We start from the raw sequence: 24,047 nt of genomic DNA, 5'->3' as shown, positions 1-24,047 counted from the left end.
AGAAACAAGTCCGTATGGACTTACGTCGATAATCTGAAGATGGCACAACTTGGGCCAGCCTTCTAAGAAGGCTGGCTTCACAGCCCCCTTATAGGGGGCTAAAAGCAAGTCTGCGTTCTAAGAACGCAGATGTTTACTCGACCAAAAGCGGCGGAATGAATTCCGCCCTACAGGGGAAGCGCCAGTCCGGTGTAGGGTCGAATTCATTCGACCAAAAGCGGCGGAATGAATTCCGCCCTACAGGGGAAGCGCCAATCCGGTGTAGGGTCGAATTCATTCGACCAAAAGCGGCGGAATGAATTCCGCCCTACAGGGGAAGCGCCAGTCCGGTGTAGGGTCGAATTTATTCGACCAAAAGCGGCGGAATGAATTCCGCCCTACAGGGGGAGCGCCAATCCAGTGTAGGGTCGAATTTATTCGACCAAAAGCGGCGGAATGAATCCCGCCCCACAGGAACACGCCGCGAGGAACATGTAGGGTCGAATTCATTCGACCGCCCCTGAGGAAAACCCGCCGTCCCGATCCGGACGCAACCGCCAAGCCCGGTATCACGCACTATCCCGAAATTGCAACGAAGCCAGCCGCGCATACAGCGGACAGGAGCGCAGCACGCTTTCGTGAGTACCGGTCGCCACCAGCTCCCCGCGATCCATCACCGCGATCTGGTCCGCGTGCAGGATGGTCGACAGGCGGTGGGCGATGATCACCGTGGTGCGGTTGCGCATCAATTTCCGCAGGGCCTGCTGCACCTGGTATTCGCTCTCGGTGTCCAGGGCGCTGGTGGCCTCGTCCAGCAGCAGGATTTCCGGGTCGTTGAGGATCGCCCGGGCCAGGGCGAGGCGCTGGCGCTGGCCGCCGGACAGGCGCACGCCCTGTTCGCCCAGGTGGCTGGCGTAGCCCTCGGGCAGGGCCTCGATAAAGTCGTGGGCGTGGGCCGCCTTGGCGGCGGCGATGATTTCGGTGTCCGAGGCCTCGGGGCGGCCGTAGGCGATGTTGTAGCGCACGTCGGCGGTGAACAGCGCCGGCTGCTGCGGTACCAGGGCGATGTGCGAGCGCAACGCGTGCAGGGAGAGGTCGCGGATATCGCGGCCGTCGAGGCTGACGCGCCCGGACTGGGGATCGTAGAAGCGCTGCAGCAGTTCGAACACGGTGGACTTGCCGGCGCCGGAGGGGCCGACCAGCGCCAGGCTCTTGCCGGCCGGGATATCGAGGGAAAAGTCTTTCAGCGCCGGCTGCCGGGGTCGGGCGGGGTAGGTAAAACTCACTCTTTCGAGAGCCATGCGGGCCTCGCCCAGGGGAGTGTCGGGGGCGGTGCCGCCGGTGATGGCGCTGCGGGTGGCCAGCAGCTCCAGCAGGCGATCGGCGGCGCCGGCGGCGCGCTGCAACTCGCCCCAGACTTCGGAGATGGTGCCGAAGCCGGTGCCCACCATGATCGCGTAGAACACGAAGGCGCCCAGCTCGCCGGGGCTCATGCGGCCGGTGATCACGTCCTGGCCGCCGGTCCACAGCATTGCCGAGAGGCCGGTGAACATCAGCGTGATGGCGGCGCAAATCAGCAGTGCGCGCTGGCGGACGCGCTGGCGCGCGATGGCGAAGGCGCGCTCCACCTCGCCGCCGAAGGCCCGCGACTCGAAGGGCTCCTGGGTATGGCTCTGCACCACTTTGATGTGCTGGATAATCTCGCCGGCGTAGCTGCCCACGCTGGCGATACTGTCCTGGCTGCGGTTGGACAGGCGGCGTACCCGGCGGCCGTAGACCAGCATCGGCAGCAGCACCAGGGGCACGCTGGCGGTGATGATCAGGCTCAGCTTGAGGTTGGTGATAAACATCATCACCAGGGCTCCCGCCAGGGTCAGGCTGCTGCGCAGGGCCATGCTCAGGGATGAGCCGATGATGGTCTGCAGCAGGCTGGTGTCGGTGGTGAGGCGCGACATGATCTCGCCGGAACGGTTGGTCTCGAAGAAGCCGGGGTGCAGCGTGACGAGGTTGTCGAACACCGCCTTGCGCAAATCGGCGCTGACCCGCTCCCCGAGCCAGGACACCAGGTAGAAGCGCACGAAGGTGCCGACGGCCATGGCGCCGGCGATGGCCAGCAACAGGGTGATCGCCGCCTTGAGATCGGCGCTGGTGCCGCCGGCGAAGCCCCGGTCGATCATCACCTGGATGCCGCGGCCCAGCATCAATGTGGCGGCGGCGGTGAACACCAGGGCGCAGCCAGCGGCCGCCAGCCGCAGGCGGTAGGGCTTGAGAAAGGTGGCGATGGCCAGCAGTGGCGACAGGGCTCGGACCGGAGATGACATAATCGTCTTAGTCTTCGCTCTCGGGGACGTGCTGCACGGCGCTCTCTTCGATCTGCGCCACCTGCATCATTTGTCCCGGCCCGGTGAAGCGGCTGTCGGAGGCTTCTATGCAGTCCACGATCTGCAGGTTGAGCTCTTCCGCGACCGCAAGGAATTCCTGGAAGTCGGTGGTGGCGATGCCGGCGTCGATGCGCAGCACGGCGGTGGCGTCCTCGATGCGCGCGAAGCGCAGGCTCAGGGTGTCCGGCACGACCTTCTCATGCCGCTTGAAAATGTCGTTCATGCTCGCGAGCAGCGCCTCCATCGCCGGGCGCGAGATCAGTTGCAGGCGCAACTCGTTGTAGTAGCGAATGCGGTCCCGGGCGCTGATATTCTCGATCTCGGTGGAGGAGAACATGGAATTGGGCACCACCATGAGGCTGCGGTCGAGGGTGCGGATCGTGGTCGAGCGCAGGCCGATCTCCTCCACCCGCCCGACAATGTTGCCGAAGCGGCACAGGTCTCCCGGGTTGACCGGGCGCGCGGTATACAGCGTTACCGCGCCGATGATGTTCTCCATGGTTTTCTGGGCCGCCAGGGCCACCGCCAGGCTGCCCACGCCGAGGCCGGCGAGAATGGTGGTCATGTCGTAGCCCGCGTTCTCCGCCCAGACCAGGGCGATGATGACGACCGCGACCACCTTGAGCATGGTGGTCAGCGGCCGCAGCAGGGCGACGTACTGGGTGTGGCCGAGATGCTCGAGGCGGCGCATGTTGTAGTCGCGCACCAGCGACATCAGGCCCAGCAGCAGGACGGTAAAGGCGAAGTAATCCAGCCCGCTGGACTCCAGCATGATGCGCGCCGTGAGGGACAGTCCCAACTGGCCAATCAGCCAGCGGGTGATGAAGATAAACAGGAAAATGCGGAACGAGACCCGGAAAAACCGCTTGATGCCCAGGGGAAAGCGGTTGGGAATCAACAGCGCCACCCGGGACAGGAGGCCGCTGGCGAGGGTCGCCAGGGGCCAGGCCAGCAACACGATCAGTACGGTGGCGATCAGCTGCCAGTTGTCCATGCCCAGAAAGTGGAAGTCGGGCAAATGGGTGGCGAGGAATACGGCGACCGGGCTGTAGCCCAGCTCGTCCCAGAGCATGGGAATCTGCGCGACGCTCGCGTTGGATATTTTCCACACGCGCTTGCCACTGTCGTCGGGGACCCGCTGCAGGTAGATCGGTACGTCCCCGGTGGAGGTGGTCACATGGCCCAGCAGGTCGCGGTAGCGCGGCAGGCCGTCGTTGAGATTGCCCTCCGGCGAATCGCTGAGCGCGGACAGGTCGACAATGTTCTGTTGGCGCCACACGTTCGACAGGGCGCGGACCAGCGTGGCGGGCTCGTAGGCCTCGACCGCTTCCGGGAGATAGCGCATATCGAGAAACTGGCCCGCCCGCTGGAAGTCGTTGGCGAGCAGGGCTTCCCTGAGGCCGAGAATCGAATCCAGCGGCGTCGACATGGACTCCAGGCTGCCCGGCGCCTCGTCGGTTTTTTCCTCGGCGAGTTTTCGCGCCTGGTGCTCCGCCTCGATGATCTCCCGAATGTTTCTGTCTTCACCCTCCTGGGCGGCGGCGGGAAGGCAGGCCAGCAGGCTGGCGAGCAGCAGGTGGCGCAGGGCGGCGTGGAAAAGGCTCATGCGGCTGTCCGTGTCGTTGGGCACGGAGGGTAGTGTATTACCTGGCCCCGGGCGGGGGAAATAGGCGACTGTTCAGTCCTGTGCCTGCTCTGCGGCATCCCTGCGCCGCTGCACCAGGCGGCCGAAGAACACGCCGAATTCGAACAGAATCCACATCGGGATGGCCAGCAGCGATTGGGAGATGATATCCGGCGGTGTCAGCAGCATGCCGAAAACGAAGCAGCCCACGATAATGTAGGGGCGCTTGCGCACCAGGGCCTCGGGGGTGGTGATGCCGGCCCAGATCAACAGCACCGCGGCAATGGGGATTTCGAAGGCAATGCCGAAGGCGAAGAACAGCTTCAGCACGAAGTCGAGGTAGCGGTTGATGTCGGTCATGATGGTGATGCCCTCGGGACCGACGCTGGTGAAGAAGGCGAAGATCAGCGGGAACACCACGAAGTAGGCGAAGGCCGCTCCGGCGTAGAACAGCACCACGCTGGAGGCCAGCAGCGGGATCGCCAGGCGCTTCTCGTGGCGGTACATGCCCGGGGCGATAAAGCTCCAGACCTGGTACAGCACATAGGGAATCGCCAGGAAGATCGCGGCGACCAGGGTCAGCTTGAAGGGCGTGAGAAAGGGCGACGCCACCTCGGTGGCGATCATGCTGGCGCCTTCCGGGAGAATGGCCCGCAGGGGCTCGGAGACGTAGGCGTAAATCTCGTTGGCGAAGGGAAACAGCCCGATGAACACCACCAGCACCGCGAGCAGGGCCCGCAGCAGGCGGTCGCGGAGTTCGGTGAGGTGGGCCACCAGCGGCATCGGCTGGTCGGTGTGGTCGTCGGTCATTCCCGGGGTTTCTCTGGGGGCTCGGCAGGCGGCGGGGCGGGCGTGTCGTCCTCGAGGCGAAGGTCGCGCTCGAATTGCTCACCGGCCCGGCTGATGTCGTCGCGCCATTGACCGGTCTGGTCGCTGACCTGGTCGCGGGTCTTTTTCAGTTCCTGCATGACCGCATCGTTGTGCAGTTCCTGCTCCACTTCCTGGCGGATGTCGTTGAAACCGCGCTTGATGCGCCGAAAGTACAGCGCGCCCGTGCGCACCGCGCCGGGCAGTCGTTCCGGCCCGATCACCAGCAGCGCGACCGCGGCGATGATGACCAGCTCGAGGAAGCCGATGTCGAACACGCCCGGGCCCTACTGCTCTTTGTTGCGGTCCTGTTCGGGTTGCTCGCGCATGGCGGCGGGATCTTCCTCGCCGGCATCACCTTTCTTGGCGTTGTCGTCGCCCTCGTCCTGGATGCTCTTGCGAAAGCCCTTGACCGCGCTGCCCAGGTCGCTACCGAGGTTGCGCAGGCGCTTGGTGCCGAACAGCATGATCACGATTGCCAGAATGATCAGCAGTTGCCAGATACTGATACCGCCTAAACCCATGTTTGTCTCCCGCTATTAATCCGGCAAGCCGACAGGCATTGCCGCCTACCTGCTTGCGCGTCTGTTATCCATTGTCCGATTGCGCGCCCCCGCGGGCCGCTTTCTCCGCCAGTCCCGACAGGCCGAAGCGCTGCCGCAGGCATTCCAGCACCGCGTCGCTGTCCAGGTCGAGGTGCGAGAGCATGACCATGCAGTGGAACCACAGGTCGGCCACCTCGCCAACCAGTGCATCGCGCTCGCCGTCACCGCCCGCTGCGGCGTCCTTGGCGGCGAGTATGACCTCGGTCGCTTCCTCGCCCACCTTTTCGAGTATCTTATTCAGCCCCTTGTGGTGCAGGCTGGCGACATAGGAGTCCGCGGGGTCGGCCGCGCGGCGCGCGGCGAGTGTGGCATCCAATTGTTGCAGTAGTTCGTTCATGCCTTGCCCGGGTAAATGCTGTCGGGGTCCTTCAGCACCGGCTCCACCGCGCGCCACTCGCCCGCCTCCCGCCGCTGGTAAAAGCAGCTGCGGCGGCCGGTGTGGCAGGCGATATCGCCCACCTGCTCCACTTTCATCAACACGGTGTCGGCGTCGCAGTCCAGCCGCAGTTCCTTCAGGTGCTGAACGTGGCCGGAGGACTCGCCCTTGCGCCACAGCGCCCCGCGCGAGCGGGACCAGTAGACGGCGCGGCCCTCGCGCAGGGTGAGTTCCAGGGCTTCCCGGTTCATCCAGGCCAGCATCAGCACTTCGCCGCTGCGCCAGTCCTGGGCGATCGCCGGCACCAGACCCTGGTCGTTCCAGTTCACCTGTTCCACGGCTTTTGCAATGTCGTCAAATTCACTCATACAGGTCGCGCATTATGGCACAGGGCGGGCAGGCTGTCTTAGCCAGTTGGGCTGTTCAGTCACTGTGGGCAGGCCCTTTAGCTCTCCGGGTCCCGGGGCCACACCAAGACCAATGCCGCGCCACCGAGCACCCAGCTGAGAACCGGTGCCTGGGACAGCAGCGCCAGGCCGCCGGGGTAGGCCACCGCGGCGGCGCCCACGCAGGCCATCGCGGCGATCAGGTGGCGCTTGCGGCGCGCGGTTTCCCGTTGCTGTTGCCGCTGTAGTTCCACCACCCGCTGTCGTTGGTTGACCAGTTGGCGGTCGGCGTCCCGGGCGTGCTGCAGGTTCTCCAGCACCGCGTCCGGCAGCGCCGGCAGTTGCTCCAGCCAGGACGGGGCGTGGCGCTGCAGGCGGCGGAACAGGGACTGGGGCGAGTAGCGCTCCTGGATCCAGCGCTCCAGGTAGGGCTGGGCGGTGTCCCAGAGGTTGAGGTCGGGGTATAGCTGGCGGCCCAGGCCCTCGATATTGAGCAGGGTTTTCTGCAGCAGTACCAGGGAGGGCTGCACTTCCATGTCGAAGCGGCGCGCGGTGCGGAACAGGTAGATGAGCAGCTGGCCGAAGGAAATCTCGCTCAGGGGGCGCTCGAAGACCGGCTCGCACACCGCGCGCATGGCCGACTCGAAGTCCTGCACCCGGGTCTGGGGCGGCACCCAGCCGCACTCCACGTGCAGTTGCGCGCACTCGTGGTAGTCGCGGTGGAAAATGGCCAGCAGGTTGCGCGCCAGGTAGTACTGGTCGGAATCCGACAGGCTGCCGATGATGGCGCAGTCCACCGCGATGTAGGTGGGGTCGGAGGGCACGGTGGCGTCGACGAAGATGTTGCCCGGGTGCATGTCGGCGTGAAAGAAGCTGTCGCGGAATACCTGGGTGAAGAAAATCTCCACACCCCTTTCCGCCAGCAACTTGAGGTCGGTGCCGCGGGCCTTGAGGGCCTCGATATCGGTGACCGGAATGCCGCTGATGCGCTCCATGACGAAGACGTTGTGCCGGGTGTAATCCCAGTGCACCTGGGGAATGTACACCAGCGGGCTGTCCTCGAAGTTACGCCGCAGCTGGGAGGCATTGGCGGCTTCACGCGACAGGTCCAGTTCGTCGAGGATGGTGATCTCGTAGTCCGACACCACTTCCACCGGGCGCAGGCGGCGTCCGTCGGGCAGGTAGCGTTCAACCAGCCGCGCGAGGGTGTAGAGCAGGGCGAGGTCCTGGCGAATGATCGGCTCGATGCCCGGTCGCACCACCTTGACCACGACCTGCTCGCCGCTCTTCAGGGTGGCGCCGTGAACCTGGGCCACCGAGGCGGAAGCCAGCGGCTTGGCCTCGAAGCTGGCGAACAGCTCGGCCACCGGCTTGCCCAGCGCGCGCTCGATGATCGCCACCGATTCCTGCTCGGGGAAGGGCGGCACCTTGTCCTGCAGTTTGGCCAGCTCCTCGGCCAGTTCCGGGGGCAGCAGGTCGCGCCGGGTGGACAGGATTTGGCCGAATTTGATGAACACCGGCCCCAGTTCCTCCAGCGACATGCGCAGCCGCACCCCCGGGGACTGTGACGGCGCCGGGCCCAGGCGCCAGGGGGACAGGCGGAAGGCCAGCCGCAGCCAGCCGGGCAGCTGCTCGCTCTCGAAAAAGGTGTCCAGGCGGTGGCGGCCGGCCACCCGCAGGATTTTTACCGCCCGCCGGGCACGTGAAAACGAGAAGTTCATTGCGATAGGCGCCGGATGCGTGCCTTCAGGCGTTCGATGCGCGAGGCCAGGCGCTCGCTGCGTTCGGCCAGCGTGCCGACGTCGCGGTAGAAGTCCTCCAGCTCCAGCCGCGGCGGACTGAGTCGCGCCTCTTCGTGGATGAACTCCTCCAGCTGTCGTTCGAGGCTGGCGTGGGCCTGGCGGGAAAAGGAAAACAGCCCGCGGAAGGCCTCGGCCAGTTGGTGGCCGGCCACGTCGCCCAGGTTGTCCACCAGCGGCGCCTCCCAGTCGAGCTCCAGGCCGGCGAGCGCTTTCTGCAGCTCGATCAGCGGGGCGCTGTCACCCTCCAGGGTGAGATTGCCGTTGATCAGCGCGGCGGCGGGGTCCGTGGCGGTGGCCAGCTCGGCGAAATCGGCGGCTTCGCCGCGCACCCGCGTGGTGACCTCGCCCTCCCAGTGGCCCGCCAGCTGCAGGCCGTCGGTGGAAGGCAGCAGGTAGACCTGGAAATGCGGCGCGGTACAGTCCAGGGCAAACACGCGGCCATCCAGGGCGGCGAGGGCGCGGCCGCTTTCCGGGTCCAGGGCCAGGGCGCGGTTGAGCAGGCCCTCGAGGCCGGCGAGCGCCGCGGTATGCAGGGTCGGGGAGGGGCCCATGTCAGGCCTTGACGCCCCGGTGCAGGGCGACGATGCCGCCGGTCATGTTGTGGTATTCGACGCGCGCGAAGCCCGCGTCCTCCATCATCTGCTTGAGGGTTTCCTGATCCGGGTGCATGCGGATCGATTCCGCCAGGTACTGGTAGCTGTCGCTGTCGCCCACCACCAGCCGGCCCATCAGCGGCAGCACCCGGAAGGAGTAGCCGTCGTAGGCCCTGCCCAGCAGTTCGCTCTCGGGCTTGGAAAACTCCAGCACCAGCAGCCGGCCCCCGGGCTTGAGGACGCGCAGCATGGAGCGCAGGGCGCGGTCCTTGTCGGTGACGTTGCGCAGGCCGAAGGCGATGGTCACGCAGTCGAAGCTGTCGTCGGGGAAGGGCAGGTCCTGGGCGTCCGCCTGCACGAACTCGATGTTGCCCTGATGAGCGGTGTCGATGAGCTTGTCGCGTCCCACCCGCAGCATGGAGTCGTTGATGTCCGCCAGCACCACCCGGCCCTGGTCGCCGACAATGCGGCTGAAGCGCGCCGCGAGGTCGCCGGTGCCGCCGGCGATGTCCAGTACCGCATTGCCCTTGCGCACCCCCGACAGCTCGATGGCGAAGCGTTTCCAGATGCGGTGGATGCCCCCGGACATCAAATCGTTCATCAGGTCGTAGCGGGAGGCCACCGAGTGGAAGACGTTGGCCACCAGGTCCGCCTTGGCGTCGTTGTCGACTTCCCGATAGCCGAAATGGGTGCTTTGCTTGTCGCTCATGGGGCCTCCGCCCGGTTCGTCCGAGCGCGCATTGTAGCGCGTTGTAGGTGAGTGTCGTAATGGGCCGTGACCGGGCGGATGAATGACCTGTAAATAGGGGCTGCTGTATTCCGGAAAGAGGGGGGCTCCCGGCCCTGCGGGGGAGTGAAAATGGTCGCTTGGGGTTGGCCGAATGAATTCGGCCCTGCAGGGGGGATGCCGGGCGTTGGCCGAATGAATTCGGCCCTACAGAGAGTGGGCGCCGGGTGTTGGCCGAATGAATTCGGCCCTACAGCGGGGATGCCGGGTGTTGGGTGAATGAATTCGGTTCTACAGAGGGGGGGCGCCGGGTGTTGGCCGAATGAATTCGGTCCTACAGGGGGGATGCCGGGTGTTGGGCGAATGAATTCGGTTCTACAGAGGGGGCGCTGGGTGTTGGCCGAATGAATTCGGCCCTTGTATGTTGCATACCAACGAAGTGGTAGGGTTTTTCACCAGTTACCGGGGAGGCCGTTCGGCCCTGGAGGCAGCACTGACTGACCTCGTCTGTAGAGTGGCTCCCCGCCTCATTGCCTACCTCGAGGAGTATCAGGAAGCCGGCGAGGCCGGACTTCGCATCACAAGGATGAGGCAGCATCAAGTGCGAGGTCGGGGAACCGGTGGCTATTGTGAGCCAACATCAGCCGTGAGAGGAAGAGCATGAGCGTGTTTTCGGGGATCGATGTCGCCGCCCGAACCTTTGATCTGGTCAGCCGGCAAGCCGGCAAGACCAGCAAGGCGGAGCGTTTCCAGCAGACCCCTGAGGGGCATGCCAAGGCGGTGCAGCGGCTCCAGGCCCTCCAGCCCGCGCTGATTGTCCTGGAGGCAACCGGGATTTACTACCTGGACTTGGCGGTGGCCTTGGCCCAGGCCGGCTTGCCGGTTGCGGTAATCAACCCGAAGAGCTTCCACCACTTTGCGGAGCTGACCCTGTCAGGCAGCAAGACCGATCCTGTGGATGCTGCCCTGCTGGCGGAGTACGGCGAGCGGATGCAGCCCCGGCGCTGGACACCACCGGACGAGACGCGCCTGGCGTTGCGGGATATCGGGCGGCAGATCAACCGTCTGACCGGTACCCGAACACAAGCCAAGAACCGACTACATGCCCTGCGTTCCAAGCGTGCCACTCTGGCGCTGCTGATCGAGGACGAGCAGGATGGGATCGCCGTGCTGGAGCGGCGCATCGAACGGCTGAGCCAGGCGGCCTTGGCCCTGATTGCCGAGCATCAGTCCTTGTCACGGCAACTAACACACCTGCGTGCCGCCAAGGGCGTCGGAGAGGCAACGGCCATCGCTGTCCTGGCGGAGCTGAGCGTACTGCCCCAGGATCTCAAGGCCCCCCAGGTGAGCCGTTATGCCGGCTTGGATGTGCGACTGACGCAGTCGGGAACCAGCGTCAACCGGCCGGCGCGACTCAGCAAAGCTGGCAATGCCTACCTGCGGGCCGCCCTGTACATGCCAGCCCTGAGTGCGGTGCGTCACGATCCGAGGGCGAAGGCTTTCTACGAAGCCCTGGTGGCTCGGGGCAAAAAGAAGGTCCAGGCCCTGTGCGCGGTGATGCGGAAGTACCTCACCGGGCTGTGGGCCTGCCTGCAGACGGACACAGCCTTCGATTCGTCGCTGCTGTTCAGCGACAAGCACATGAAAGCTTGACTTGAAACAGAGTATCTACAGGGTGGTTCCGCCCGGCCTCTGTAGGGTCGAATTCATTCGACCAGATACCCCGAAATCACGACGGGTCGAATTTCACCACCTGCACCTCCGGGTCGCGGCTGGCGCCGGCCTCGCGCAGGCGCTCCAGGTAGGCCTGCCAGCGTTGCTCCTGCTCGGTGGCCAGCTGGTACAGGTAATCCCAGGCGTAGAGCCCGGTATCGTGACCGTCGTCGAAAATCAGCTGCAGGGCGTAGTGCCCCACCGGCTTGATGCCGGTGATGTTCACATTGAGCTTGCCGGTTTGCAGGACCTCCTCGCCGGGGCCGTGGCCGCGCACCTCGGCGGAGGGGGAATATACCCGCAGGTACTCGCAGGGCAGGCGGTAGCTGTCTCCACCGGGGTAGGCCAGCTCCAGTTCGCGTGAGCGGCGGTGGAGCTTGACGTCCCGGGGCCTAGGCGCTCTGTCGGTCATGCCGCGGCCCTAGAGGATGAACCTCGACAGGTCCTCATTGGAGGACAGGGCCTGCAGTTGCCGGTCGACGTACTCGGCGTCGATGGTCATGTCCTGGCCGCTGAGGCCGGTGTCGGCGGCGCTGTAGGAGGCTTCCTCCAGCAGTCGCTCCATGACCGTGTGCAGGCGGCGGGCGCCGATGTTCTCGGTTTTCTCGTTCACCTGCCAGGCGGTCTCCGCGATGCGGCGAATACCGTCCTCGGTAAAGCGGATCTGCAGGCCCTCGGTGGCCAGCAGCGCCTGGTACTGCTCGGTCAGGGACGCGCTGGGTTCGGTGAGGATGCGCTCGAAGTCCTCCGGGGTCAGGGCTTCCAGCTCCACGCGGATGGGCAGGCGCCCCTGCAGCTCGGGGATCAGGTCCGAGGGCTTGGACAGGTGGAAGGCGCCGGAGGCGATGAACAGGATGTGGTCGGTCTTGATCATGCCGTGCTTGGTGCTCACGGTGGAGCCCTCGATCAGCGGCAGCAGGTCGCGCTGCACGCCCTCGCGGGACACGTCGGCGCCGCCGCCCTCGGCGCGCTTGGCGACCTTGTCCAGCTCGTCGATGAATACAATGCCGTTCTGCTCCGCCGACTCGATGGCTTTCTGCTTGAGCTCCTCTTCATTGACCAGTTTGGCGGCCTCTTCCTCGGTCAGCGCCTCGAAGGCCGCTTTCACCGTCATCCGCCGGGTTTTGCTCTGCTGCCGGGACATGTTGGAGAACATGCTTTGCAGCTGGTTGGTCATCTCCTCCATGCCGGGGGGCGCCATGATTTCCACGCCGGGGGCGGCCGCCGACAGCTGTACCTCGATCTCCTTGTCGTCGAGATCGCCCTCGCGCAGCTTCTTGCGCAGCAGTTGGCGGGTATTGGCGCCGGAGGCCTCGGCCTCGCCGGTGTCCCGGGCCGGCGGCAGCAGAATGTCCAGTACCCGTTCCTCCGCCGCCTCTTCGGCACGGGAGCGGACCCGGGTCATGGCCTGTTCGCGGTACATCTTGATGGCCACGTCCGCGAGGTCGCGCACGATCGATTCCACGTCGCGGCCCACGTAGCCCACCTCGGTGAACTTGGTGGCCTCCACCTTGACGAAGGGCGCGTTGGCCAGTTTCGCCAGGCGGCGGGCGATCTCGGTTTTGCCCACGCCGGTGGGACCGATCATCAAAATGTTCTTGGGGGTGATCTCGGCGCGCAGGTCGTCCGCCAGTTGCATGCGGCGCCAGCGGTTGCGCAGGGCGATGGCCACCGCGCGCTTGGCTTCCTGCTGGCCGATGATGAAATTGTCGAGTTCGTGAACGATCTCGCGGGGTGTCATGTTGGACATTAGCTAGTGCTCCTGCAAGGCGATATTGTCATGTTCAGTCAGCCCCACGGCTGCCCAGTGTGAGGCATTTTCTCGAAGGCATAGTGGGTCTATGTCGAGAGGAAATAACGAAGCAATGGGCAGCCGTGGGGCTGACCCTTCGGGCGCCAAGCAGGCCGCCCTCTGCCGCGTTGCAGCGGCTTGACATGGCACCACCATGCCGGCGCCACTGCGCCTTGCAGAGAACGGCCTGCTTGGCGCTGAATACGACAATATCACCTTGAAGGAGCACTATAGTCGAGTTGTTCGATGGTCTGGTTGTGGTTGGTGTAGATGCAGATGTCGCCGGCGATGGACAGGCCTTTTTCCACGATCTCACGGGCGCCCAGGTCGGTGTTGTCGAGCAGGGCGCGGGCGGCGGACTGGGCGAAGGGGCCGCCGGAGCCGATGGCGATGAGGTTGTCCTCGGGCTCGATCACGTCGCCGTTGCCGGTGATGATCAGCGAGGTCTGTTTGTCGGCCACGGCGAGCAGGGCCTCGAGGCGGCGCAGCGCGCGCTCGGTGCGCCAGGCCTTGGCCAGCTCCACCGCGGCGCGCACCAGGTGTCCCTGGTGCTTGTCGAGCTGGGCCTCGAACAGCTCGAACAGGGTAAAGGCGTCCGCGGTACCACCGGCGAAGCCCGCCAGCACTTCGTTCTTGTACAGGCGGCGGACCTTGCGGGCATTGCCCTTCATGACGGTATTGCCCATCGATACCTGGCCGTCCCCGCCGATCACCACCGAGTTGCCCCGGCGCACCGAGAGGATGGTTGTGCCTCTGTATTGTTCCACGTTACTTCTCCTGCATGCGTGGGTGTGATGTGGGGGCGGGGCAGGGGATTTTCAACCGGCCTGTCATCCCTGATTCCCGCGATGGCGTTGTGCGTCACAGCGGGGATCACAAGGGAAAACCAGCCCTAGCCCTCGCGTTTGAGTAGGAGGGTGTCGATATCCTGCCCGGCGGTCAGGCTGCGGGCCTTGGCCATGCGCGAGCGGGAGTCGAAGGGGCCGAGGAAAACGCGGAACCAGCGGCCGTTGTCGCCGTTGGACTCCTCGACGCGGGGCTCCAGGCCCAGCAGCAGCAATTCCGCCCGGCGCCGGTCGGCGTCTTCTCTCTGGCGGAAGGAGCCCGCCTGCAGCAGGTAGACTTCGTTGCGCGTCGCCCTGGGCTTCGCCACCTCCGCGGGGTCGACCTCCACGTCAATGCTTTGCTCCGGCAGCATGGTGTAGAAGTCAAAGCGTGGCTTTGGCGGCTGCTTGGCCTCGGCTTTGGCCGCCTCGGGCGGGGCCTCGTCGCCGGGTTTGCCGGATTCGCCGGGCGCGGGCGGCAGGGTCACCAGGTACAGCGTCAGGCTGAGCAGGATACCGCTCAACAGACCCGAGGCGTACCAGCGCCATACCCGGGGGGCGGGCTTGCTGGCGGATTTGCGCGCGACGGTCTTCGCCGCGGGCTTGCGGGTGGCGGACTTGCGCGCGCCGCCCTTGCCCCCGCCGCGGCGACCGCCCTTGGCGTAGTCGCGTGCCACGTTTACATGCTCTCCGGCGCGGACACCCCGAGCAGGCCGAGGCCGTTGGCGATCACCTGCCGCACCGCGGCGCTGAGGGCCAGGCGGGCGTCGCGCAGGTCGGTGTCGTCCACCAGTACCTTGTGGGCGTTGTAGTAGGTGTGGAAGTCGCCGGCCAGTTCACGCAGGTAGGTGGCCACTGTGTGCGGCTCGCTGTTGCGGGCGGCATTGGCCACCACTTCCGGGTACTTGTCGAGCTGTTTCAGCAGCGCGGCCTCGTGGTCCTCGGTCAGGCGCTCGAGTTTGGCCAGGCCGCTTTCGGCGCGCCATTCGCCGCCGGCCTCCGCCAGCTTGCGCAATACGCTGCACACCCGGGCGTGGGCGTACTGGATGTAGTACACCGGATTGTCGTTGCTTTGCGACAGGGCCAGGTCGATGTCGAAGGTGAGCTGTGAGCTGGGCCCCCGGGCCACCAGGAAGTAGCGGGTGGCGTCCCGGCCCACCTCGTCGATCAAATCGCGCAGGGTGACATAGCTGCCGGCGCGCTTGGAGAGCTTCACCTCGGCGCCGTCGCGCATGACCGTCACCATCTGGTGCAGGACGTAGTCCGGCCAGCCCTCGGGAATATCCTGGTGCAGGGCCTGCAGGCCGGCGCGCACCCGGGTCACGGTGCTGTGGTGGTCGGCGCCCTGCTCGTTGATCACCCGCTCGAAGCCGCGCCGCCATTTGTTCAGGTGGTAGGCGACGTCCGGCAGGAAGTAGGTGTAACCCCCTTCCCGCTTGCGCATCACGCGATCCTTGTCGTCGCCGAAGTCGGTGGTGCGCAGCCACAGCGCGCCGTCCTGTTCATAGGTGTGGCCGTTGGCCACCAGGGCCTCGACGGTTTCCTCCACCGCGCCGGAGTCGTAGAGGGAGGACTCCAGGAAATACACGTCGAAGTGCACGGCGAAGGCCTTCAGGTCGAGGTCCTGCTCCCGGCGCAGGTAGGCCACGGCAAAGGCGCGGATCGACTCCAGGTTGTCGGCATCGGCGGCGCCGATCACGTGCTGGTCCTCGGCGTCGATTTTCTCGCCCGCCATGTAGGCCGCGGCGACGTCTTTTATATAGTCGCCGCGATAGCCGTCCTCCGGCCAGCCGGCGTCCTCGGGGCCGAGGTCCCGGCAGCGGGCCTGCACCGACAGTGCCAGGTTGGTGATCTGGGCGCCGGCGTCGTTGTAGTAGAACTCGCTGGTCACGTCCCAGCCGGTGGCGGCCAGCAGCCGGCACAGGCTATCGCCCACCGCGGCGCCGCGACCGTGACCCACGTGCAGCGGGCCGGTGGGATTGGCGGAGACAAACTCCACCTGCACCTTGCGGCCGGCCCCCTCGTCGCTGGCGCCGAAGCGCTCGCCCTGCTCCAGCACCCGGGCGACCACGGCCTGGCTGCTGCTGTCGGAGAGGAAGAAATTGATAAAGCCCGGGCCCGCCACCTCGGTGGCCTTGAGGAAGGGCGCCGCGGGCAGGGCGTCGCAGACCAGGCCGGCCAGTTCCCGCGGATTCTTGCCCGCGGGCTTGGCCAGGGTCAGGGCGATATTGCTGGCCAGGTCGCCGTGACTGGGGTCGCGGGTGCGATCGATCTGGATGCGCGGGGCGATATCGGCGGGCAGGACGCCCTGGTCGATCAGCGCGTTCAGCGCCTGTTGGATCAGCTCGGAGAGTGCTTGCTTCATGCGTCGAGGGTTAACTGCGTTGTCGGTTGAGGGCCGCGGCCGCGGCGAAAGGCGCCCATTATCCCTGCAACGGCGGGCGTTGGCCACCCGCTGTTGCAGGGATAACGGGCGGCAAACGTTCGCCGGCGCCGCTACATTTCCGTGGGATCCACATCCACGAACCAGTTGAGGTCGCGGGGGCGTCGCAGGTTCTCCGCCAGCTGCACCAGCCGGGCGGCCGCGGCGCGGGCGGCGGGCCGGCCGCGGGTGCTGACCAGCAGCTGGCTCCGGTAGCGGCCCTGGCGGCGCTGCATGGGCGAGGGCAGGGGGCCGATCAGCTGGCAGCCGGCGGCGCCACTGTCTTCAAATTGCCCGCGCAGCTGGTCGAGAAAAGCCTCCCCGGCGGCGGCGTCGGCGCTGTCGGCGCGTACCATCAGCAGTTGGCCCCAGGGGGGCAGGCCGGCGCCCCGGCGCTGGGCCAGCAGCCCCTCGGCCTGTTCCGCGTAGCTCTGGCACAGCATGGCCTGCAGCGCGGGGTGGTCGGGGTGGTGGGTCTGCAGGATAACCCGCCCCGGAGTTTCCGCCCGTCCCGCGCGTCCCGCCACCTGGGTCAGCAGCTGGGCCATGCGCTCCTCGCCGCGAAAATCGGCGCTGAACAGCAGGGCGTCGGCGTCCACCACGGCCACCAGGCTGACCGCGGGGAAGTGGTGCCCCTTGGTCAGCATCTGGGTGCCCAGCAGAATGCAGGGGTCGCCCCGGTTCACCTGTTGCGCCAGGGCCTGCATGGCGTGGCGGCCGCGCATCGAGTCGCTGTCCACGCGGTAGACGGGGTGCCGGGGGAATTCCTCCCGCAGCCGCTGCTCGGCCTGCTCGGTGCCCACGCCCGAGGTGAGTAATTGTCGGCTGTGGCATTGCGGGCACTGCGCGGGCAGTGCGGTGACCGCGCTGCAGTGGTGGCAGCGCAGCTGGCGCCGGCGCAGGTGCACGGTCAGCCGGGCGTCGCAGTGCTCGCATTCGCCCAGCCAGCCGCAATCGTGGCACTGCAGCGACGGCGCGTAGCCGCGGCGGTTGAGAAACAGCAACGCCTGGTTACCGGCCGCCAGGGTATCGCCCACGGCCTGCAACAGGGGCGGCGCGAAGCCCGCCTGCAGCGGTTGCTGGCGAATATCGAGGGCCTGCATCGCCGGCAGCCGGGCGCTGCCCGCGCGGCGCGGCAGCAGGTGGTGGTGGTAGCGGCCCTGGCGGGCGTTGTGTACCGATTCCAGCGCCGGGGTGGCGCTGCCCAGGACCACCGGGCAGCCTTCCAGCTGGGCCCGTTTCACCGCCACATCCCGCGCCGAATAGCGGAAGCCGTCCTGCTGTTTATAGGAGCCGTCGTGCTCCTCGTCGACCACGATCAGCCCGGGCCGCGCCAGCGGGGTGAACACCGCCGAGCGGGTGCCGATCACGATATGCGCCCGGCCCGCGGCGGCGGCTTCCCAGGCCCGGTAGCGCTCGCCCTCCGACAGGCCCGAGTGCAGCACCACGATCTCCGCGTCGAAGCGGGCCTTGAAGCGGTCCAGGGTCTGGGGGCTCAGGCCGATTTCCGGCACCAGCACCAGGGCCTGGCGTCCGGCTTCGAGTTCGCGCGCGATCAATTGCAGGTAGACCTCGGTCTTGCCGCTCCCGGTGACGCCCTCCAGCAGGTGGCAGGCAAATCCGCCGGCGGTGATTGCGATGCCGTCCAGGGCGAGCTGCTGGTCGGCGTTGAGGCCGAGGCCGGGGTGGCAGTGGGGGGCGGTGAAGCCGGGTTCGTCCAGGCAGCGCTCCGCCAGCCCTTTTTCTGCGAGGGCCCGCAGCGCGGCGGCGCCGATGTCGCGCGACTTGAGCGCATCGACGGGTACCGCCGCCTCGGTCTGCTGCAGCGCGGCCAGCGCCTCGGCCTGGCGCGGGGAGCGAGACAGCGCGCCCTCGGGCAGTCCCATGCCGCGCCGGGTCAGGCGCCAGCATTTGATGGTGCCCCGCTGCCGCGGATGGCCCTTGCGCAGGTGCTGGGGCAGGGCGGCGGACAGCACCTCGCCGATGGGATGCTGGTAGTAGTCGGCGGCCCAGTGACACAGCGCGAGGAGCTGTCCGGGCAGGATCGGCCGTTCATCGAGCAGTTCCTGCGCGGGTTTGAGCTGGCCGCGCGGCAGCTCGGAGTCGGCGGCGCGCTCCACCAGTACGGCGCTGACCCGCCGCCGGCCGAAGGGCACCTGCAGCCGCACGCCGGGCTCGAGCGCGGTGGCCTGGTCGGCGCTCATGTCGGCGGGTGGCAGGTAGTCGAAGAGGCGGCGCAGGGGGGTGGGAACGGCCAGGCGGAGTACGGTCATTGCGCCCCTTGACGGCGGGTGGGTTGGCGGCGAATCGGCGATTGTAGCAAATCCTGCCGGGGGCTTGCTTATCCAGGTGCGTCTGGTAAGATGCCCGCCTATTTTTTGACCGGTCCGTCCCCTGCGAGGGCGTCAATCGGCCAATTTCAGGTACGGTGCCCGGCGCGGGATCGGGTGGCGGTACCGTTATCCAGGAGAGAACGATGAAAGCAGATATCCATCCGAAGTACGAGTCGGTGACCGCAACCTGTAGCTGCGGCAACCAGATCCAGACACGCTCTACGCTGTGTGAGGATTTCCACGTGGACGTGTGCTCCAACTGCCACCCCTTCTTCACCGGCAAGCAGAAGATTGTAGACAGCGGCGGCCGTGTCGACCGCTTCAAGAAGCGCTTCGGCAGCCGCGGCGCGAACAAGCGCTAGGCCCGACCGGGTTCGTCAAAAAACGCTGGCCTCTTTTGGGGGCCGGCGTTTTTTTTGCCTGGCGGTTTTTCGCTTTTGGTTTGGGCTGGGTGATTTGCTGCTTGCGGGTTGGTTTGTTTCTCCTTGTGGCTTGGCTTTCGACCCTCGATCCTCGACCCTCCGGTTTCCGGTTTCCGGTTTCCGGTTTCCGGTTTCCGGTTCCTGCTTCGGGCTTTGAGGCGGCCTGCGGCCGCTGCGTCGCTCCGGCGCAGGCCAGGTGCTTTTTGGCCCTCTGCTACGGGGCATGCGGTGCGTTTGCCTTTTTGCTTCTTGCAGGGGGTGTTGCTTGGGGGGCGGTTGGTCGACCCGGGTGATACTGATGATTGGGCGCGGTTGTTTGGGGGGTGTCCGGGCGAGCGGGCTGTGGGGCTACTGCCACTAAGCGGATGTGGTGTTCGCACCGACCCCTGCGCGCCGGGCCAAAAAGACCTGACCTACCCCGGATCAACGCGGGGTGCCAATCGGTGGGTGAGGGTGCAAATGTCCGGCCTGGGGTTGGTCGAATGAATTCGACCCTACAGGGGGGCTGCCTGTCCTTGTAGGGCGGAATTCATTCCGCCGCTTTTTTGGTCGAATGAATTCGACCCTACAGGGGGGGGCTGCTTGTCCTTGTAGGGCGGAATTCATTCCGCCGCTTTTCGGTCGAATAAATTCGACCCTACAGGGGGGCTGCCTGCCCTTGTAGGGCGGACAGCGGGCCCCTCTTTTCGGGTCATTTATTCCGCCGCTTTTTGGTCGAATAAATTCGACCCTACACGAAAGGCAGCAACGATCGCACTGAACGGCTCGTCAACGTTCCCCGCGTTGGGACGCGGTGGGTGGTGCCTCTTTTGTGCAGCGCAGGGGAGTCGGTGCGAGTACCGCATCGGCTTAGTGGCAACGCGGCTGCAGCACCCTCCAGCGGACTACTGAAGTTACGAAGCCCTCCAGCCCTGGTCGGCAATCAGGCCATTCGAAGTTAGGAGCAACTCGCCACATTAAGAAGTAAGGAGGCAGACGCGCCGCATGCTCCCCGGAGCGGAACAAAAGAGGCACCGCCTGCCGGGGCACGACGCAGCGGCCGCAGGCCGCCTCCCTGGAAGATGACAACAACATAGCCTGGTCTTGTGCCGCATGCTCCCCGGAGCGGAATAAAAGAGGCGCCACCTGCCGGGGCGCGACGCAGCGGCCGTCAGGCCGCCTCTCCAAAAGAAGCCAAATACCCGGCCGTGTAAAGTCTGGAAACACACGCTAAATTGGCGGAGATACCGGTCAGGTGTGCCACGAGCACCGCTTGGGCCGGAAGGCCAGCTGGAAAATAGCCGCCTCGATACGTGCGGCGGCGGGGTGGGGTCGGCCGCTCGCCACGCCCCGCGGTTTCACCAATAAAAATCCAGTAAACAGGCAAAGTTGGTGAATTTCTCACCTTGTCGCTCATCGGGCTTTTCTATATTCTCTTGTGCCTTTTTCGAGCGCCACGAAATCGGGACCCCGCCATGACCCAAGACTTCCGCCAAGCTGCACTGGATTACCACGCCGAGCCCACCCCGGGCAAAATCAGTGTCGAACTTACCAAGCCCGCGGAAACCCAGCTCGACCTCTCCCTCGCCTACAGCCCCGGCGTCGCCGAGCCCTGCAGGGAGATCGCCGAGTCCGTGGACAATGCCTACCGCTACACCGGCAAGGGCAACCTCGTGGCGGTGATCAGCAACGGTACCGCGGTACTCGGCCTGGGCAACCTCGGCGCGCTGGCCAGCAAGCCGGTGATGGAGGGCAAGGCCCTGCTGTTCAAGCGTTTCGCCGGGATCAACGCCGTCGATATCGAAGTCGACACCGAAAACGCCGATGAATTCGTCGACACCGTGGCGCGCATTGCCGATACCTTTGGCGGTATCAACCTCGAGGACATCAAGGCGCCGGAGTGTTTCGAGATCGAGTCCCGCCTGATCGAGAGTTGTAATATCCCGGTCTTCCACGACGACCAGCACGGCACCGCCATCGTCACCGCGGCGGGCATGGTCAATGCGCTGGAGATCCAGGGCAAGCGGCTCGAAGACGCCGTAATCACCTGCCTGGGGGCGGGCGCCGCGGCCATCGCCTGCATGCGCCTGCTGGTCAGCCTGGGCGCGCGGCGCGAGAATATCTTCATGCTCGACCGGCGCGGCGTGATCTACGCCGGGCGCGAGGGCGTCAACGCCTACAAGCGGGAATTTGCCAACCACACCGACAAGCGCAGCCTCTCGGACGCCATCAGCGGCGCCGACGTGTTTGTGGGGCTGTCCGGCGCCAACCTGTTGAGCCGTGAAATGCTGCTGTCGATGGCCGACCGCCCGGTGGTTTTCGCCTGCTCCAACCCGGATCCGGAAATCAAGCCGGAAATGGCCCTGGAGGCCCGGGACGATCTGATTATCGCCACCGGCCGCTCCGACTATCCCAACCAGGTCAACAACGTGCTGGGTTTCCCCTTTATTTTCCGCGGCGCCCTGGACGTGCGTGCCAGCGAAATCAACGAGGAAATGAAAGTGGCGGCGGTGCGTGCCCTGTGTGAACTGGCCAAGGAGCCGGTGACCGAGGAAGTGTTGCGGGCCTGCGGCCTGGACAGCCTGTCATTCGGATCCCAGTACATCATTCCCAAGCCTATGGATTCCCGCCTGTTGACCCGCATCGCCCCCGCCGTGGCCCGCGCCGCGGTGGACACCGGCGTGGCCCGGTGCGAGTTGGCCGACGACTACGCGTCGCAGCTCGGGGCCTGACCCCGCTCTTGAGGCGGTCCGGGCCAGCCCGGCCCGGGCTCAGAAAATATCCTTGATCAGGTCGTCGGTGCCCAGGGTGCCGGGGCCCTGTTCGGTGCCCGAGGCTCCGCGCCGGGGCACGTGTTCCTCGCGGAAGTATTCGAAGATGGCGTTTTTCTGTCCCGGTTCGGCCAGCAGGCCGGAGTCCGGGTCGATGCGCACGCGCACGATGCCCGGCGGCAGGGGGCGGGGGACGTCGGGGCTGTCCCTGAGTGCCTCGCGCATATAGTCGATCCAGATGGGCAGGGCGGCGGTGCCGCCGAATTCGCGGCGCCCCAGTGGCGTGTACTCGTCAAAGCCCACCCAGGTGGTGGTCACCACATCGCGGTTGAAGCCGGAGAACCAGGCGTCCATCGGGCCGTTGGTGGTGCCGGTCTTGCCGCCGAGATCCTTGCGCTCCAGGACGAGTGCGCGGCGCCCGGTGCCGCGGGTGATCACATCCTGCAGGATGCTGTTGACGATGAAGTTCACGCGCTCGTCCATGACCCGCTCCGCCGGGGGCAGGGTGGGCTCGGCGGGTGATTCCTGGTTGAGGATTTCCTCCATGCTCAGCTCTTTGCCCGAGCCCGGCCGGTTTTCCCCGGGGGCGTTGCAGCCGCGGCACACGGTGGGTGGCCGGGCCTCGAATACGGTGTTGCCATCGATGTCGTCGATGCGCTGGATCAGGAAGGGTTCCACCCGGTAGCCGCCGTTGGCCAGCACCGCGTAGCCCGCCGCCACCTGCAGGGGGCTGGCGGTCTGGGTGCCCAGGGCCAGTGACAGGTTGGGGGTGTACTCGCTGGCGTCGAAACCGAAGCGGCCGATGTAGTTGAGCAATTGCTCCACCCCCAGCTGTTGCAGCAGGCGTATGGAGACCAGGTTGCGCGACTTGGTCAGGGCCCAGCGCAGGCGCGTGGGGCCGTAGAACCTGCCGCCGTCGTTCTCCGGGCGCCACATGCCCTCCAGGGAGCTGTCCTCCACCACCACGGGGGCGTCGTTGATCAGGCTGGCGGCGGTGAAGCCGCCGTCCAGGGCGGCGCTGTAAAGGAAGGGTTTGAAGTTGGAGCCGGGTTGGCGCTGGGCCTGGGTGGCGCGATTGAACTTGCTGTCCTCGAAGCCCATGCCCCCGACCATGCTGACGATGGCGCCGTTGTTCGGGTCGAGGGACACCAGTGCTCCCTGGACCGCGGGCACCTGTACCAGGTGCCACTGGTCCTGCTCGTCCCGGCGCACCCGGATCAGGTCGCCCACCGACAGCAGGCTGGCGGGGGATTCCGGACCGTGGCCGCGGGAGTTCTCGGTAAGGTAGGGGCTGGCCTGGCGCAGGCCGTTTTGCCACAGGACTTCCCCGGTGCCTCCCATGCCCAGCAGCAGGGCGACCCGGTCCTCGCCGACCTCGGTGACGATGGCCGGCGACATGCCCGCCACCACGGGGGTGTCCGCCAGGGCGGCGAGCCAGGCTTCGCGCATGGACGCGGGGTGCTGCCCCTCGGCGGGTGGTAGCTGGCGCTCCGGGCCGCGGTAGCCGTGGCGTTTGTCGTAGGTAACGAGGCCCTCGATCAGCGCCCGCTGGGCGACTTTCTGCAGGTCGGAGCTGACCGTGGTGTAAACCTGGTAGCCGTCGTTGTAGGCCGCCATGCCGTAGCGCTCCAGCATTTGCTGGCGCGCCATTTCCGCGGCGTAGTCCGCCGCGAAGGCCAGCTGGGCGCCGTGGTGGCGGGCGCTGACGGGGTCCTTGGTGGCGGCAGTATAGGTGGCGCTGTCGATATAGTTCAGGTCGCGCATGCGCCCCAGGATCCAGTTGCGCCGCTCCTTGCCTGCCTCGGGGCCGCTGATCGGGTTGTTGCGCGAGGGGGCCTTGGGAATGCCCGCCAGCATGGCGTGCTGGGCCAGGCTCAGCTCGGTGATGCTCTTGCCGTAGTACACCTGGGCCGCGGCCTCGAAGCCGTAGGCGCGGTGGCCGAGAAACACGCGGTTGAAGTAGAGCTCGAAGATCTCTTCTTTATTAAGGGTGCGTTCGATCTCGATGGCCAGGAGGATTTCGTTGAATTTGCGCAGGAAGGTGCGTTCGAGGCTGAGGAAGTAGTTGCGCGCCACCTGCATGGTCAGGGTGCTGCCGCCGGAGCCCTTTTCCCCGGTGAGCACCAACTCCGACACCGCCCGCAGCAGGCCCATGAAGTCGATACCCTGGTGGCGGAAAAAGTTGTCGTCCTCCGCCGCCAGTAGGGCGTGGATGAACTGCTCGGGGATGGCGTCGAAGGGCAGGGGGCTGCGCTTTTGCTCGCCAAACTGGCCGATCAGGTCGCCGTCGCGGGTGTAGACGCGCATGGGTGTTTGCAGCTGCACATCGCGCAGCGTTTCCACATCCGGCAGCTTGGGGCTCAGGTAGAGATAGACCCCCGCCAGCAGCCACATCGAGGCCAGTGAGGACAGCAGGGCCGCGCGCAATAAAAAACCGAGGAAATTCATTTA

General features: G+C 66.1%; 21 protein-coding genes. 3 read left to right on the top strand and 18 right to left on the bottom strand.

Annotation, left to right across the window (positions count from 1 at the left end; translation table 11 throughout):
• Nucleotides 1-548: 548 nt before the first annotated feature.
• The 10 genes from JYP50_RS15015 to ubiE form a co-directional block, all read right to left on the bottom strand.
• Nucleotides 549-2,300, bottom strand: coding sequence for an ABC transporter transmembrane domain-containing protein (locus JYP50_RS15015; RefSeq protein ID WP_206561361.1), 1,752 nt, complete (start codon nucleotides 2,298-2,300; stop codon nucleotides 549-551).
• A gap of 7 nt (nucleotides 2,301-2,307) precedes the next feature.
• The gene (locus JYP50_RS15010) at nucleotides 2,308-3,966 is read right to left on the bottom strand and encodes a mechanosensitive ion channel family protein (RefSeq protein ID WP_206561360.1); all 1,659 of its coding nucleotides are present in this window, start codon (nucleotides 3,964-3,966) and stop codon (nucleotides 2,308-2,310) included.
• 72 nt (nucleotides 3,967-4,038) lie between these two features.
• Nucleotides 4,039-4,794, bottom strand: a complete 756-nt coding sequence (gene tatC, locus JYP50_RS15005) for a twin-arginine translocase subunit TatC (protein ID WP_206561359.1) — start codon at nucleotides 4,792-4,794, stop codon at nucleotides 4,039-4,041.
• Nucleotides 4,791-5,129: a Sec-independent protein translocase protein TatB gene (tatB, locus tag JYP50_RS15000; RefSeq protein WP_206561358.1), complete on the bottom strand. Its 339-nt coding sequence runs from the start codon at nucleotides 5,127-5,129 to the stop codon at nucleotides 4,791-4,793. The genes tatC and tatB overlap by 4 nt, the downstream gene beginning before the upstream one ends.
• A gap of 9 nt (nucleotides 5,130-5,138) precedes the next feature.
• Nucleotides 5,139-5,375: a twin-arginine translocase TatA/TatE family subunit gene (gene tatA / locus JYP50_RS14995; protein ID WP_206561357.1), complete on the bottom strand. Its 237-nt coding sequence runs from the start codon at nucleotides 5,373-5,375 to the stop codon at nucleotides 5,139-5,141.
• 64 nt (nucleotides 5,376-5,439) lie between these two features.
• On the bottom strand, nucleotides 5,440-5,793 hold the full coding sequence (locus JYP50_RS14990; protein ID WP_206561356.1) for a phosphoribosyl-ATP diphosphatase: 354 nt from the start codon (nucleotides 5,791-5,793) through the stop codon (nucleotides 5,440-5,442).
• Nucleotides 5,790-6,200, bottom strand: coding sequence for a phosphoribosyl-AMP cyclohydrolase (hisI, locus tag JYP50_RS14985; RefSeq protein ID WP_241263171.1), 411 nt, complete (start codon nucleotides 6,198-6,200; stop codon nucleotides 5,790-5,792). Before hisI ends, JYP50_RS14990 begins: the two co-directional genes overlap by 4 nt.
• A gap of 77 nt (nucleotides 6,201-6,277) precedes the next feature.
• Nucleotides 6,278-7,939, bottom strand: coding sequence for a ubiquinone biosynthesis regulatory protein kinase UbiB (gene ubiB / locus JYP50_RS14980; protein WP_206561355.1), 1,662 nt, complete (start codon nucleotides 7,937-7,939; stop codon nucleotides 6,278-6,280).
• Nucleotides 7,936-8,571: a ubiquinone biosynthesis accessory factor UbiJ gene (locus JYP50_RS14975; RefSeq protein WP_206561354.1), complete on the bottom strand. Its 636-nt coding sequence runs from the start codon at nucleotides 8,569-8,571 to the stop codon at nucleotides 7,936-7,938. Before JYP50_RS14975 ends, ubiB begins: the two co-directional genes overlap by 4 nt.
• A 1-nt stretch (nucleotide 8,572) precedes the next feature.
• Nucleotides 8,573-9,322 (bottom strand): bifunctional demethylmenaquinone methyltransferase/2-methoxy-6-polyprenyl-1,4-benzoquinol methylase UbiE, encoded by a 750-nt coding sequence (gene ubiE, locus JYP50_RS14970; RefSeq protein ID WP_206561353.1) that lies wholly within the window; start codon nucleotides 9,320-9,322, stop codon nucleotides 8,573-8,575.
• Between the two features lie 678 nt (nucleotides 9,323-10,000).
• Between ubiE and JYP50_RS14965 the strand changes: the two genes are divergently transcribed.
• Nucleotides 10,001-10,993, top strand: coding sequence for an IS110 family transposase (locus JYP50_RS14965; protein ID WP_206561352.1), 993 nt, complete (start codon nucleotides 10,001-10,003; stop codon nucleotides 10,991-10,993).
• Nucleotides 10,994-11,069: 76 nt separating this feature from the next.
• Here the strand turns inward: JYP50_RS14965 and JYP50_RS14960 are convergent, their stop codons facing one another.
• The 6 genes from JYP50_RS14960 to JYP50_RS14935 all read right to left on the bottom strand — a co-directional run bounded on the left by JYP50_RS14960 (nucleotide 11,070) and on the right by JYP50_RS14935 (nucleotide 18,364).
• Nucleotides 11,070-11,465, bottom strand: coding sequence for a gamma-butyrobetaine hydroxylase-like domain-containing protein (locus JYP50_RS14960; RefSeq protein ID WP_206561351.1), 396 nt, complete (start codon nucleotides 11,463-11,465; stop codon nucleotides 11,070-11,072).
• 9 nt (nucleotides 11,466-11,474) lie between these two features.
• Nucleotides 11,475-12,803, bottom strand: a complete 1,329-nt coding sequence (hslU, locus tag JYP50_RS14955; protein WP_206561350.1) for an ATP-dependent protease ATPase subunit HslU — start codon at nucleotides 12,801-12,803, stop codon at nucleotides 11,475-11,477.
• A 254-nt stretch (nucleotides 12,804-13,057) separates the two neighbouring features.
• Nucleotides 13,058-13,612 (bottom strand): ATP-dependent protease subunit HslV, encoded by a 555-nt coding sequence (gene hslV / locus JYP50_RS14950; RefSeq protein ID WP_206561349.1) that lies wholly within the window; start codon nucleotides 13,610-13,612, stop codon nucleotides 13,058-13,060.
• Nucleotides 13,613-13,737: 125 nt separating this feature from the next.
• Nucleotides 13,738-14,346: an SPOR domain-containing protein gene (locus JYP50_RS14945; protein WP_347136804.1), complete on the bottom strand. Its 609-nt coding sequence runs from the start codon at nucleotides 14,344-14,346 to the stop codon at nucleotides 13,738-13,740.
• A gap of 2 nt (nucleotides 14,347-14,348) precedes the next feature.
• Entirely contained in the window at nucleotides 14,349-16,034 is a 1,686-nt protein-coding gene (argS, locus tag JYP50_RS14940; protein WP_206561348.1) for an arginine--tRNA ligase, read from the bottom strand.
• A gap of 131 nt (nucleotides 16,035-16,165) precedes the next feature.
• Nucleotides 16,166-18,364 carry a primosomal protein N' gene (locus JYP50_RS14935; RefSeq protein WP_206561347.1) on the bottom strand — a complete coding sequence of 733 codons (2,199 nt, stop codon included), beginning with the start codon at nucleotides 18,362-18,364 and terminating at the stop codon, nucleotides 16,166-16,168.
• Nucleotides 18,365-18,567: 203 nt separating this feature from the next.
• Here JYP50_RS14935 and rpmE point away from each other — a divergent pair, with 203 nt between their 5' ends.
• Complete coding sequence (gene rpmE, locus JYP50_RS14930) at nucleotides 18,568-18,786, top strand: 50S ribosomal protein L31 (protein ID WP_206561346.1); 219 nt, start codon at nucleotides 18,568-18,570, stop codon at nucleotides 18,784-18,786.
• A gap of 1,210 nt (nucleotides 18,787-19,996) precedes the next feature.
• On the opposite strand, the gene JYP50_RS14925 is transcribed toward rpmE, so the two are convergent.
• Nucleotides 19,997-20,242 carry a hypothetical protein gene (locus JYP50_RS14925; protein ID WP_206561345.1) on the bottom strand — a complete coding sequence of 82 codons (246 nt, stop codon included), beginning with the start codon at nucleotides 20,240-20,242 and terminating at the stop codon, nucleotides 19,997-19,999.
• 58 nt (nucleotides 20,243-20,300) lie between these two features.
• Here JYP50_RS14925 and JYP50_RS14920 point away from each other — a divergent pair, with 58 nt between their 5' ends.
• The gene (locus tag JYP50_RS14920) at nucleotides 20,301-21,557 is read left to right on the top strand and encodes a malic enzyme-like NAD(P)-binding protein (RefSeq protein ID WP_206561344.1); all 1,257 of its coding nucleotides are present in this window, start codon (nucleotides 20,301-20,303) and stop codon (nucleotides 21,555-21,557) included.
• A gap of 39 nt (nucleotides 21,558-21,596) precedes the next feature.
• On the opposite strand, the gene JYP50_RS14915 is transcribed toward JYP50_RS14920, so the two are convergent.
• Nucleotides 21,597-24,044, bottom strand: coding sequence for a penicillin-binding protein 1A (locus tag JYP50_RS14915; RefSeq protein WP_206561343.1), 2,448 nt, complete (start codon nucleotides 24,042-24,044; stop codon nucleotides 21,597-21,599).
• Between the last annotated feature and the right edge of the window lie 3 nt (nucleotides 24,045-24,047).

Source organism: Parahaliea mediterranea (assembly GCF_017255185.1).
Classification (GTDB): Bacteria; Pseudomonadota; Gammaproteobacteria; order Pseudomonadales; family Halieaceae; genus JAFKCZ01.
The sequence above is the reverse complement of the archived record's forward strand: the minus strand, read 5'-3'. Positions and strand labels throughout refer to the sequence as shown.